Origin of the sequence: Enhygromyxa salina (assembly GCF_002994635.1) — a bacterium.
Classification (GTDB): Bacteria; Myxococcota_A; Polyangia; order Nannocystales; family Nannocystaceae; genus Plesiocystis; species Plesiocystis salina_B.
In genome coordinates, this window is the sequence record NZ_PVNL01000118.1 from 69,269 (window position 1) to 80,687 (window position 11,419).

Below are 11,419 nucleotides of genomic sequence, written 5' to 3' on the forward strand. Positions count from 1 at the left end.
ATGCAGTTCGCCAGGGAAATCGTCCGTCAGCAACGCAGCCGGCGCCACGACAAGCACGGCTCGGGCCAGTTCGGAGCCCCGAGGGGAGCGCGGCTTCACCGTGGGCTCGACATCGTGACCCGAGCGGGCGAGGAGATCTACTCGCCGATCGTCGGCGAGGTCGTGCGCGAGGCGCTACCCTACGCCAAGGATCCTCGCTACCGCGGCCTGGTCATCCGGGGCCGCGACGCGTGGGCCGACGTCGAACTCAAGCTGTTCTATGTCCAGGGGATCCTCACCGGCCGCGTCGAGGCTGGGGCCACGATCGGATTCGCGCAGAACCTGGAGCTCAAGTATCCGGGGATCACTAACCACGTGCACATCGAGGCTCGGGTCAAGGGCAAGATCGTCTCACCCTTCGAGCTGTTTGGCTACTGCTTCTAATCGTTCAACGAGTTAACATGAGTGTACCCAACGAATATCATCTGCAAGTTGTCGACGGTGCGACGATAAAATGTGACAGAGGAGTGAACCCCTCAATCCTCTTGTCGCGCTCGACGAAGCTTCAATGCACAGAGGACAGTCTAGCTTGTGACATCATGGACCATAACCCGGGGGTTTCTGTAAATTCGTTCATCGCGTGTGGTGTCCAGGGAGGCGCACCCTGCGTCCCGAGCACTCCAAGTTTTTGGGTCTCACCTACCGACGTCAGCGTCGATGGGGCGTTCACTGCTCTGACTAAAACTGCCCTTCTGCCGTGCAGCATTGGAGGGGTCATCGGGGTGATGAGCGCTGGACAAGCGAGCGTCTATCTGCTTCAGAACGCTTCATCGGCGGCGGTGCTCGCCCAAGCCTTGACGGTCTACGCGGCAGCTTTTGCCCGCCAGGGCCGTTTTCCCAGCACTGAGGAGGGTCTCAAAGCATTCATGGCCGCGACAGCGATCGGCGCTGGGGGGGGTGACACACCGTACGATGTCGACACCTACAACTGTCAGGCCTTCGCAGACGCGCTGGCGCGCTCGCTGCTCGAGGCGGGCGTGGCTGAGAACGTACGGTTGATCCATATCATGACGAGAGACGGAATTCCCGGTTCAGATCCAGTCGTGAACCACGCCGTGACTGAGGTTGAACTCGCCAATGGTGACAGATATATCGTCGATGCTCAGACTGGGTGGATATCCAGCGACTACAGTCTTGATAAGAATGGGGAAATCCCCGATGACACAAGCAACGAGCTGGTTGTTTTAGCCGATCAGCGTTATGGAGGCGAGCCTACGGATTATATTGATTTTGGTGGGCCGCGGGATGTCGGAGACACCTGGACACCCGTAATGACCGTGACGGATCACTCTGCAGGTCTGAACAGCGATCGAGAGACGCGAGGTGACATTGACTGGGACACGGAGTGGACACCGAATCCAGCGATGGAGTAGTTGTCAACGGGAGACTTGTCATGAATAGCCAGGGTAGGACACAGAGCAAGATGACACTAATAAACTCGTTTCGCAATACTGTTCGATACGCGATGCGAAAAATGAAGCTCGACTGCGAGCAGCACGGCGTCACGGAGGCGTTTTTCAATCTGGACGCGTTCGATCAGAGCCTGAGGCTGCCAGTCAACGCCGAGGTGTGTGGAGCGGGAGGGCAGCAGGCTTCGTTGATCGATCTCCTCACCGCCGTCCGTCGGGATCCGGTGACGTTTCACTTCGCGTGGACGAGGCATGCAGTAGCTACACCGCACTCAGCGGCGTTCGAGATGTTTCTAACCCGGAGCGGAGCGCTGAAGGTTCGGCTGTTGTGGCTTGCCCTGCCGGATATGTTCCCAGTCTCCCCTCGGATCGGTATCATCGACGGCCGAGCGCCGCTCAAAGAAGCGGTCTTCGATCTGCTTCAGGTTCGCTCGGACGGACGAATCGAGGTATTTCCAGACCCTGCGTAGGTCTGGGGATCGCCGCGGAACCGATCGATAAATCGTCTGCGCTCGCTTCGTTCTCGCCAACCTCGTCGACGCGCCAGCACCGACGTGGACGCAAGTCCCGCAGGCCGCCGACGTGTCGAGTTTGGGCCAGGGCACGGCGCCGGCGGCCTCGCCGAGTTCGACCTCGAGCAGCCGGGCCGCCGTCGCGCGCAGGCGCTGATCGAAGCGCACGAGGGTTCCGGTGTCGAGCTTGCGCAGGCCGGGGTTGGCCTCGTCTTCGCGCAGGAACACCGCCCCGGCGCGCAGGCCGATCTGCGGCCCCCACAGCCGGCGCAGGGCCCAAGCCTGCGTCAGGCGACGAAACCCGGGGACATCTAGCGACCGCGTCGAGCATAACATGGCTGAAACTTCGTGCGGAGCCGTTGGTTTGATCTGAGAGTCCCAAAACGCGCCGGGTCCGCCCAACTCGAAAGTAGTGGCGAAACTGGGCACTAGCGAACTTGAACATCTACCCAGTTGCTTCGAGTACCGCGCCACGTGTTTGGATCTCGACTAGCTGAGCTTGTTCACGAGCGCCAAGTGTTAACAGACAGGTCAGGTGAGAGCGCAGGCCAAGTGCGACCCGGGTCCCTACTTCGAGTACGAGCGGGTTCACTTCGAGCGTCGCGCCGTCTAGGGCTCGGCGCCGTCGAGCCTGATCGATCGCTACGCGACGATCGATCTACGGGGGGGAAGCGCATGCCCTGCGGCTGGGTTCGATGCGCTACCTTCGGCTGTCACAGACCCAGCCGACGCCCGAGGCGAACAAGCAGCTCCGCGACAAGCGACTCCTGACGACGAGGCGAGGTTGTCACCGTCAGCTCGTTCATTGGGTCCCGCTGTGGTCCGGGGACTTCAGGTCCGAGCCCGAAACGGGTGGTGACGACGAAGCGTTTGTGCCGGGGACGATCGAGATCGCGGCAGACCGCGAGCACGCGGTGCTCACCCTGGAGACGGACGGCGGGCCATGACCTGCCCGCGCTGCCGCGGTGCGATGCGCTTGGTGAAGGTCGCCGACAAGCCCGACGACATCGCGCGTGTGCTCGCCGAGCTCGGCCTCGGTGCCCGTCCGCCTCCGCGGCCGAGGCCAGCGCCTGTTGGCCAGCTCGAGCTCGACTTCGCCGCGTGACCGACACGACTCTGAACACGCCGTGATGGTCGAGCCGTGCCTCGGGCTCAAGGAGCTGGGCAAGTTCGGAAGCGACATCGCGCCGAACGGGTCTTGTCTGGCAGCTGACCCGTCCGCGATGCGAGAATACCAGGAAGGAGAACGCAGCTTGGAGTGAACCTGGCTCGGAGTGTAGACGATGCTGAAGATCCGCGAGATTGCGAGCGCGAGATTCGATCGCCAGCATCCGCGAGCCGCCACGCTCATGGCGCCTCGACGGCCCACGTCAGGCGGCACGACGAGCGCGACGTTGCTTGGTCCGCACCTTAAACTCCTTCACCCGATAGAACTCCCCGCGCCTTGGACTCCTTCACCCGATAGGACTGCGGCTTGGCTATGGCCTCCCAGTCCGGGAGGAGTACGGACAGCTCATTGATACTCGGCGCAGCAAACACATTGATTGAAATGGCTGACCTACGCGCCAGGCAGTGAGTCCACCTCTGTCTCCAAGAGTGCGATTAGGCGCAAGCCTGGGGTGCTGACGACTGACGAGGGGCGCATGATCTCGGACGATCTCGTCCTCTCCAACACCGCGAGCCGCGGCGTCCTCAGCGGCGTCTGGTGGGCTCAGAGCGGCATGACCGGTGAATTGGGGAGCTGGCGCCTCGATCTTGGCGAGGGACTCTGGGATCCGCGTGACTTGGAGTCGACCTGAGCACGACACTAGTGTCCTGAGTCCGTAACAAGTTCAAGAAACCTGTGACATGTCAGGTCTGGGGCTGCCTTAGTCGTGTATGCAGATCAGCACACGCGATCGCGCGGGCCCTGGCGGGTCAGCGACAGGCGCCTCGCCGGGCGACTGGGCTGATTGGGTCAGGCCCGGGGCAGCTCGTCGAGCTCGGCCATCACGTCGGCGTCGAGCTCTTCGGCCGAGAATGAGGGCCAGGTCTCGCGGCACTTGCCCGCGACGATCCGCCACACGTTGGTGACCTCGTGACTGAAGCTGCGCCCGAACTGTTCGTGGTCCTGCTTGCGGCGGGCGACGATGCGCGCGCGGAATTTGACCAGCGGTTAGGTCTGGGTCACGCCCCGTTGGCGGTCTCGACCCGCCTCCCCCGAGCGGCACCGCCGGCAGACAACGGTGTAGCCGCGAACACCCTGATTGAAGGAGCGACAGCTGCCGCCGCGTCGGTTCGACGAGCTCGGCCGCAGGACCGAGGCCGTTTTGGCGGCCAGGAGTCACACCCAAGGGTGCCTGCGCTTCCATGCACTATTTTTTGACGCCAGCTGATACGCTCCAGCAATGCGACGAGTTTCCTTGCTCATGGGGGCGGCCCTCATTTTCGGCTGTGGCGATGGCAGTGCAAGCGAAGGCCGGGGTGACGAAGGCTCGGGCCTGACCACGCTGACGACCTTCGGCGCCGACGAGACCGCGAGCGAGGGGAACGAGGGTGAGACCGGCACGGATGACTCGAGCGCCGACTCCGACGGCGAGGGCAACGAGGACGGCGAGGCCAAGTTCGACCTGTCGATCCCCGACGCGCCACACAGCTGCGGTGGCACCGGCGGCGACACCCTGTCCAACATCTGGATCGCCAACAGCAGTCAAAATTCGGTGTCCAAGATCGACACCAAGACCATGATCGAACAGGGTCGCTACTATGTGCGCCCCGACCAGGCCGGGAACCCGTCGCGAACCTCCGTCTCGCTGTCTGCCAATGTGGCGATCGCCAGCCGCAACGGCGGCGTAACGAAGATCTACCACAACATCGATGACTGCCAGGAGTCCAACGGCACACCTGGCATCCAGACCAGCGGGGGCGCCGAGCTGCTGCCCTGGGGCGAGGAGGAGTGCGTCGCCTGGCATACACCGCTCGCGTACACCTCCAACCGGCCCCTGGCGTGGGCCCAGGGCACGTGGGACGAGTCCACGTGTAGCTGGGTCAACGAGAAGCTGTGGACCTCCGGGGCCAACGGTGCAGGGAGCACACAAGTGCTCTTGCTCGACGGTGACACCGGCGTCGTCGAGCAGACCATTGCGATCCCAGAGATCCAGAGCAGCATCGGCCTGTACGGCGGCGCCGTCGATGGTGACGGTCACTTCTGGGGCATCGAGACCGGTGGCGCGCGCCTCGTTCGTGTCGACCGCAACAACTTCAGCTACCAGATCTGGAGCGGCCCCGGCGTGGCCAGCTACGGCATGGCGGTCGACTCGGTCGGTCGGCCCTGGTTTTGTGCTGGCGGCGGGGCCTCGCGCTTCGATCCCCAGCTCCAGACCTGGCAGACCCTCCCGAGCCCGGGCGGGAACGCGTGGGGCGGCTGCATGACCGACGGCGAGGGCACGCTGTGGCACTGCCGCCAGCTCGACGCGACGCTCGTCGGCATCGACACCGAGACCCTCCAGGTCACCAAACAGATCCCGCTGCCGGCCTACGCCCATGGGATCAGCATCGACTTCGATGGCTACGTGTGGGCCGTCGGCTTCGCCAGCACGGACGCCTATCGCGTCGACCCGGACACCGGCACGATCGACACCTTCAGCAACCTGGTCGGGGCCTACACCTACAGCGACATGACCGGCTTCGCGCTCAGCTCCGCGGGCATCCCCAACGGCTGAGTTGGCAGGTTGGCGAGCGCTGCAGATCGGGGCTCGCGCCCCCAGCTGCAGCTCAACCGCGGGCCAGGTACACGAAGTACTTGCGGTGCCCGACCGGTCTCCTGCCGCCTCCTCCACCGACCTCGTTGAGCGTCGAGCCCGGCGCGAGCTCCCACAGCCGCTCGATCAGCGCTCGCTCGGCCGCCTGGCACTCGCCGTAGGACGAGGTCTCGAACAGGAAGTACAGTGCGGTGACCCCCCAGCGGTAGTCGCGGTTCATCTTGCCATGCAGCTTCGCGGCGCCCCCGGTCATGAACGTCGGCGAGACCCCCAGCACACGACCAATCGGGTTGACTGAAATTCCGACCTTGAGCTGGGTCCCGACCGGGAACGGCTCGCGCAAGATCGATTCCAACGATGCTCGCGCCTGCACCAGCGAGGTGGATAGGTAGGTGACATTCACGTTTACGCTCATACCAAGATCCACTCTAGCGAACTTGGACGAGCTTCAACATGGGGTCACTGGCCACGGCCCGCGGCGGGTCGGCTGAACTCAGCGCCGAGAGCCGAGGGCCGCGAGCGCGATGCCGCGTTCAGATTCTGCGTCGACGCGCACCGTCGTCTCCGCGCTGTCACAGCGCGGACGCACAGCTGGGCGCGCGCTCGATTGATACCTACTCAGCCGCGAGCGACGGGTGACTTCGACGGCGACGGCGTGCTCGACCTCGCCGCAACGGCGCGCGCACCGGCGCGGTGTACCTGTACCGCAACGTCGACGGCGCCATGAGCCGGTGACGATCGCGGCTGGGCACGGCCGCGCCCGCGTGCACGTCGACCCCACCGCGACGGCATGGTGCGCGCGCTCAGCTCGATGGAAGCTGCGCCACCACCTTGACCTCCACATCGAAGCCGGCGAGCCACGTGACACCAACGGCCGTCAACGCGGGATACGGTCGCCCGAAGTGTGCCTGGAGGATGGGCACCAACACTTCGAGATGCGCTTCGGGATCGACGACGAAGAGGGTGACGTCGACGACGTCGTCGAAGGAGCACCCTGCCGCTCGAAGCACCGCCTCGAGGTTCTCGAACGCGAGCCGCGCCTGAGCTTCGAAGCCGACCTCGGGCGAGCCGTCGTGCCTGGCCCCGACCTGACCCGAGACATGGAGAAGGCCGCCCGAACGAACGGCGGGTGAGTAGCCGTGGGCCTCGTAGAGACTGTGGGGATCGGCGGGAAAGACGACGTCGCGGGTCATGGGTGTCCTCGGTTCCTTCTCGGCCCTTCGTGGCCGCCCCCGAGGGTGGATCGACAGCAGAGCGAATTGTATTCCTGCTTGGATTGACGAGAATTCGTGCATCGGCGACAACGGTGGAATGGCAGGGCTCAAGCTCGCGGACCTTCGCCTGTTTCTCGCCACTGCCGATGCGGAGAGCTTCGTCGTGGCCGGTCGCGCGCACGGCCTCACCGGCTCCGCCGCCAGCAAGGCAGTCGCTCGCCTCGAGGGCCTCCTTGGCGCACGTCTCTTTCAGCGGACGAGTCACTCGATACGGCTCACGGAGGAAGGGCGCACCTTCTCCGAGCACGCACGTCGAGTGCTCTCAGCGGCCCACGCTGCGCAGACGAGCCTCGACGCGAGCGCCGGTGAGCCCCGAGGAACGTTGCGGGTCAGCCTCCCCGACGCGTTCGGACGTAGCGTCGTGCTTCCCATCGCTGTCCGCTACTTGGAGCGCTGGTCCGACGTTCGACTGGACCTGGAGTTCACCGATCGCCCCGTGGACGTGGTGGACGAGGGACTCGACGTGGTCGTGCGACTGGCTCCGATCACTGCGCCGGGTGGAATGATCGCCCGAGTGCTGACCCACTTCCGCGCATCGCTCTGCGCGTCCCCCACCTACCTGGCGCGCCACGGGCACCCTCCGCACCTCGACGCTCTCTCGACCCACGAGTGCCTGGTTTTCCGCACGCGAGCCAGGTCGCAGTCGTGGCGCTTCCTGGACGACGAGGGCAACGAAACCCGGATCCCAGTTCGGGGCCGGCTGCGAGCGAACAGCGCCGAAGCACTGCGAGCGGCGGCGCTCCTAGATCGGGGAATTGCGTACCTGCCCGCCTTCCTGATCGAGGGGGACATCGCGGACGGGCGACTCGTGCCAGTCCTGCCCGACCTCGCCCAGGGGGAAGCCCCAGTCGTCGCGCTCTACCCCAGTCGCCGCCACCTGACCGCACGAGTTCGGCGCTTCGTCGACCTCCTCGCCGAGGAGCTCGGCGGCACATCCATGGGCTGATTGGCGCGCTAGGCTAGCACGGCGCCAAAGCTGAGACGATGTCGTGCTCAGGTCGACTCCAAGTCACGCGGATCCCAGAGTCCCTCGCCAAGATCGAGGCGCCAGCTCCCTTCGAGCGCGCGGTCTCCGAGGCTCGCGTTCATTGTCAAGTCACTCATTTCGATGACCGGCCGACGAACACGCCGATCTCAGGGTGGCGCGATATTCGCGAGATCCACGACCCCGCATCGGACGTCCTATCCGCAGTGCTCGGCCCTATCCGCAGTGCTCGGCCCCATTCGGAAGCCCTTACCGCCCAGCGAAGACTCCGAGTCCGGGTTCCCGATTTGATTTTGCAGAAGCGTGCAGTGATAGTACGAAGCACCTCGGCGCGCGGCCAGACGGCTCCGTCTACACCCACACAAATCGGCTTCAGTGGGAGACCTGGACAGTTCAGGACGCCGGCAGCGGAGAGGTCTTCATCGTCAGCTATCATCAGACACAATTGGGATCGCGCCCGGACGGCACAGTGTATGTGCATTCCAATCGCGCCGAGTGGGAACGGTGGCGTATCGAGCCAGTGGGTGAACGCTTCCTGTTGACATCGGTGGCGCACGGGCTCCACCTGGGGGCGAGGCCCGACGGCTCCGTCTACACCCACGCTAACACCTATCAATGGGAACAATGGTCTTACTCTCTGTGGTAGTCGCGGCTGGGCGCAGCCGCGACCTCGTTGGCTCACGCCTGAGTCCTGCAACACGACGGTGCGACGGCCGAGCACCACGTCGTGGGGATCGGTCACCGCGACATGCCCGCGTGACCGACACGACTCTGAACACGCCGTGATGGTCGAGCCGTGCCTCGGACTCACGGTGACACTCACGGAGCTGCGCAAGTTCGGGGGCGACATCGCGCCGAACGGGTCTTGTCTGACAGCTGACCCGTCCGCGATGCGCCTCGCTACAGCTGGTCGTAGGCCTGCACGCAGGAGTTGGAGTGGTACGTTCGCGGGCGTGCGCCGCCCCCTCGGACTCCTCGCGTTGATGCTGCTCTCGTGCCCGGTCACGGCTCACGCCCACGACTACTGGCTGGCCCCGCGCGACTACACCCCGGCGATCGACGAGCCCGTGACGATCGATCTGTTCGTCGGCGATCACCTGGTCCCCGAGGCCTCGCGCCCGCACGATCCCGCCAAGGTGCACGGCTTCGAGCTGCGCCACCGCTGCGCGCACGAGGACCTGACTCGCAGCTCGGCCGCGGGCGCCGATCCGGTCGTCGACGGGCGCACGTTCGAGCGCGACGGGTTGGGGCTGTTCGGCCTCGAGCGCGAGTGGGTCGACATCACGCTGAGCGACGAAAAATTCACGTTCTATCTCGAGCACGAGGAGCTCACGGACATGCAGGCCGTCCGTGGGCAACAAGCGCCGCGCGTCGAGGAGCACGAGCGATACACCCGCTCGATCAAGTCGCTGATCCGCGTGGGCGAGCGCTCGCGCGGGCGACTGCATCGCAAGCCGCTCGGGCATCGCATGGAGATTGTGTTGCTCGATGATCCCTATCGCATGCAGCCCGGCGAGCCGCTGCGGGCCAAGGTGCTGTTCGCTGGCAAGCCGCTGGCGGGCGTGGCGGTCAGCGCGTTGCACTCGCGGGTGAACGGGGTCGTGACCGCGCGCGGGACCACGGACGCGGGCGGGGTCGTGGCGTTCATGATCGATCAGCCCGGGGCGTGGTTGTTGCGCTTGGTGTACATGCAGCCTTGTGCGGGGCGGCGGGATGAAGACGCGTGCGCGACCGCGGATTGGCGCAGCTACTGGGCCTCGTTTAGCTTCGCTGTCGGGGCTCGAGGTTGAGGTAATTGGGACCTCGACTCCGTTGCAATGGGGCGGGTCTAAAGCAAGCTCTGGTGGATCCCGCGGATCGAGAACGCGCCGTCGCCCATGTTGGTGACGATCACCTGCGCGCGCATGTCCTCGAAGCGAAACTCCGCGGCGCTCTGACTGAGGGGACCCCGGCTGAGGTAACCGGCCGTCAGCTCGCCGTGCCTCGAGCTGAGCGCGCCCGAATTCTGAGCGATCTCGACCTCGAGCTCCGAACCGAGCTCGGTCGCGAGACCGGCGTCGCCGACTCGCACGGCGCGCTCGACATCGAGCAAGCGATCCTCCGGGTCAAAGCTGAAATTGACGCTGCCACGGGTGTCGGTACCACGCAGCTGCAGGCCGGTGCAGCGCAAGTCCGAGCTGTTGGGCTGGCGCGGCGGTGGGCTACATTCGAGCCCCTGGTCGCGGGACCAGGTGAGCACCTCGTCGCGTCGGCTGGTCCCGAGCTCGAACCCGAGCACGCGACGCGACACCGAGGGCGTCGCGCCGCGCAGTGGTTCGAGCGACGCGGCGCGAAGCTCAGCGGCGCGCGCTGGATCGAGTTCGGCGCCAATTGGACATCCCGAGTTCATGCCGTTCATGCCCAGGAAGCTCAAGTAGCCCAGCAGCGGCCGACCCCACGGTGTGTGAGCGACCCCCACGATAGCGACGAACGAGAGCACCGACACGGTGATCCCGAGCGCCGACCATTTAATCCAACGAGCGCCACGCATCGGTCTATTGTCCGATGATCGTCGCCGCGAAGGTCGGATCGACGAGCGGCGGGGCAAAGCAGAAGTTGATGTCGTCGTCGGGCACACCCGCACCAGACAGCACACCGACGATCAGGCCGAGGAACGCGTCGTACTCCTCTTGTGTGATCGCCATCCCAGCGTGAGCGACCTCCATCGTCGGGCCTGTGTATGCATCCGTGGTGCAGCCGTAGGCGTCGGAGATGAAGTTTGCCAAGCTCGCCTTGAACGCGTCGACCGCTGCGGGACCCTGGGCCACGAGCGGCGCGAAATCGTCCATGAACAGCGGATCGACGGCGGCCATGTCGACGATCTGGCCAGCGACGGTGGGCACCGCGGCGCCGTAGGTCGCGCAGACGTCGGTCATGCACTCCATGTTGTCGCCGTCGCCATCGCCTGGGTCGCCATCCCCATCACCTGGGTCGCCATCCCCATCACCTGGGTCGCCATCCCCATCGCCGGTCGCGTCCCCGTCCCCGTCGCCAGCGGTCTCCTCGTTGCCGACATCGGTGGTGCCGTTATCACCGCAGGCGGGGCTGAGCAATGTACCGAAGACGAGTAAAGTGCCAATTAGGACAGTATCGAGTTTTTTCATGTTGGTTTCCATAGTGTGTCATCGCGACGTCACGTGACTGTGACCCCGCGCCGCTGCTGTAGTAGCACGTAACGCCCGCTGAGAGCGGCCCCCGGGTCATGTGTGTTGTGCTCACGATCACACCGCGAGCGGGCCCCACGACGGTCCCGCTCGCAACCTCGACGCGATGAACCCTCTCCGGCAGCGGCCGCGCATCCTCGCTGCTGCCGCCGAACTGACCAAAGCGTTCATGGGAACCTCCGCCTCTCCGATGGGCACGAACGCGGCCCCGGCGAGCAGCGAAAGCAGGGCATCAAACTTCCCCTCCTCCATGCCTG

The 11,419-nt window shown here is 65.0% G+C and carries 13 protein-coding genes; 8 read left to right on the plus strand and 5 right to left on the minus strand.

Features of this window, described 5'->3' with window-relative positions; translation table 11 throughout:
• Together ENSA7_RS30025 and ENSA7_RS30030 are read left to right on the plus strand one after the other, a co-directional pair.
• On the plus strand, positions 1–423 hold the full coding sequence (locus ENSA7_RS30025) for a peptidoglycan DD-metalloendopeptidase family protein (RefSeq protein WP_106092819.1): 423 nt from the start codon (positions 1–3) through the stop codon (positions 421–423).
• Positions 424–440: 17 nt separating this feature from the next.
• Positions 441–1,412, plus strand: coding sequence for a DUF4280 domain-containing protein (locus ENSA7_RS30030; protein ID WP_106092820.1), 972 nt, complete (start codon positions 441–443; stop codon positions 1,410–1,412).
• A 329-nt stretch (positions 1,413–1,741) separates the two neighbouring features.
• Here the strand turns inward: ENSA7_RS30030 and ENSA7_RS42640 are convergent, their stop codons facing one another.
• Entirely contained in the window at positions 1,742–2,389 is a 648-nt protein-coding gene (locus ENSA7_RS42640; RefSeq protein ID WP_146158281.1) for a hypothetical protein, read from the minus strand.
• A gap of 266 nt (positions 2,390–2,655) precedes the next feature.
• Here ENSA7_RS42640 and ENSA7_RS30045 point away from each other — a divergent pair, with 266 nt between their 5' ends.
• From ENSA7_RS30045 to ENSA7_RS30055, 4 genes are all read left to right on the plus strand, one after another.
• The gene (locus ENSA7_RS30045; protein WP_106092823.1) at positions 2,656–2,907 is read left to right on the plus strand and encodes a hypothetical protein; all 252 of its coding nucleotides are present in this window, start codon (positions 2,656–2,658) and stop codon (positions 2,905–2,907) included.
• On the plus strand, positions 2,904–3,065 hold the full coding sequence (locus ENSA7_RS44360) for a hypothetical protein (RefSeq protein ID WP_181234255.1): 162 nt from the start codon (positions 2,904–2,906) through the stop codon (positions 3,063–3,065). Before ENSA7_RS30045 ends, ENSA7_RS44360 begins: the two co-directional genes overlap by 4 nt.
• A gap of 538 nt (positions 3,066–3,603) precedes the next feature.
• Positions 3,604–3,759: a hypothetical protein gene (locus ENSA7_RS44365; protein ID WP_181234256.1), complete on the plus strand. Its 156-nt coding sequence runs from the start codon at positions 3,604–3,606 to the stop codon at positions 3,757–3,759.
• Between the two features lie 588 nt (positions 3,760–4,347).
• A complete protein-coding gene (locus ENSA7_RS30055; RefSeq protein ID WP_146158282.1) occupies positions 4,348–5,661 on the plus strand; it encodes a Vgb family protein in 1,314 nt (437 codons plus the stop codon).
• Positions 5,662–5,713: 52 nt separating this feature from the next.
• Here ENSA7_RS30055 and ENSA7_RS30060 read toward each other — a convergent pair whose 3' ends face one another.
• Together ENSA7_RS30060 and ENSA7_RS30065 are read right to left on the minus strand one after the other, a co-directional pair.
• Positions 5,714–6,115, minus strand: coding sequence for a hypothetical protein (locus tag ENSA7_RS30060; protein ID WP_146158283.1), 402 nt, complete (start codon positions 6,113–6,115; stop codon positions 5,714–5,716).
• 388 nt (positions 6,116–6,503) lie between these two features.
• Positions 6,504–6,893 carry a RidA family protein gene (locus ENSA7_RS30065; protein WP_106092827.1) on the minus strand — a complete coding sequence of 130 codons (390 nt, stop codon included), beginning with the start codon at positions 6,891–6,893 and terminating at the stop codon, positions 6,504–6,506.
• 118 nt (positions 6,894–7,011) lie between these two features.
• On the opposite strand from ENSA7_RS30065, the gene ENSA7_RS30070 reads away from it, so the two are divergent.
• Both ENSA7_RS30070 and ENSA7_RS30075 read left to right on the plus strand, forming a co-directional pair.
• Entirely contained in the window at positions 7,012–7,920 is a 909-nt protein-coding gene (locus ENSA7_RS30070; RefSeq protein WP_106092828.1) for a LysR family transcriptional regulator, read from the plus strand.
• 992 nt (positions 7,921–8,912) lie between these two features.
• Positions 8,913–9,749, plus strand: a complete 837-nt coding sequence (locus ENSA7_RS30075; protein ID WP_181234258.1) for a DUF4198 domain-containing protein — start codon at positions 8,913–8,915, stop codon at positions 9,747–9,749.
• Positions 9,750–9,787: 38 nt separating this feature from the next.
• Here ENSA7_RS30075 and ENSA7_RS30080 read toward each other — a convergent pair whose 3' ends face one another.
• Both ENSA7_RS30080 and ENSA7_RS30085 read right to left on the minus strand, forming a co-directional pair.
• Complete coding sequence (locus ENSA7_RS30080; RefSeq protein WP_146158284.1) at positions 9,788–10,489, minus strand: hypothetical protein; 702 nt, start codon at positions 10,487–10,489, stop codon at positions 9,788–9,790.
• A gap of 4 nt (positions 10,490–10,493) precedes the next feature.
• Positions 10,494–11,051: a globin family protein gene (locus ENSA7_RS30085; RefSeq protein ID WP_181234259.1), complete on the minus strand. Its 558-nt coding sequence runs from the start codon at positions 11,049–11,051 to the stop codon at positions 10,494–10,496.
• Positions 11,052–11,419: the final 368 nt, after the last annotated feature.

What these genes read in the sequence shown, in the direction of transcription:
- ENSA7_RS30025 (WP_106092819.1), top strand. Translation starts at nt 1, where the DNA reads ATGCAGTTCGCCAGGGAAATCGTCCGTCAGCAACGCAGCCGGCGCCAC.
- ENSA7_RS30030 (WP_106092820.1), top strand. Translation starts at nt 441, where the DNA reads ATGAGTGTACCCAACGAATATCATCTGCAAGTTGTCGACGGTGCGACG.
- ENSA7_RS30045 (WP_106092823.1), top strand. Translation starts at nt 2,656, where the DNA reads ATGCGCTACCTTCGGCTGTCACAGACCCAGCCGACGCCCGAGGCGAAC.
- ENSA7_RS44360 (WP_181234255.1), top strand. Translation starts at nt 2,904, where the DNA reads ATGACCTGCCCGCGCTGCCGCGGTGCGATGCGCTTGGTGAAGGTCGCC.
- ENSA7_RS44365 (WP_181234256.1), top strand. Translation starts at nt 3,604, where the DNA reads ATGATCTCGGACGATCTCGTCCTCTCCAACACCGCGAGCCGCGGCGTC.
- ENSA7_RS30055 (WP_146158282.1), top strand. Translation starts at nt 4,348, where the DNA reads ATGCGACGAGTTTCCTTGCTCATGGGGGCGGCCCTCATTTTCGGCTGT.
- ENSA7_RS30060 (WP_146158283.1), bottom strand. Translation starts at nt 6,115, where the DNA reads ATGAGCGTAAACGTGAATGTCACCTACCTATCCACCTCGCTGGTGCAG.
- ENSA7_RS30065 (WP_106092827.1), bottom strand. Translation starts at nt 6,893, where the DNA reads ATGACCCGCGACGTCGTCTTTCCCGCCGATCCCCACAGTCTCTACGAG.
- ENSA7_RS30070 (WP_106092828.1), top strand. Translation starts at nt 7,012, where the DNA reads ATGGCAGGGCTCAAGCTCGCGGACCTTCGCCTGTTTCTCGCCACTGCC.
- ENSA7_RS30080 (WP_146158284.1), bottom strand. Translation starts at nt 10,489, where the DNA reads ATGCGTGGCGCTCGTTGGATTAAATGGTCGGCGCTCGGGATCACCGTG.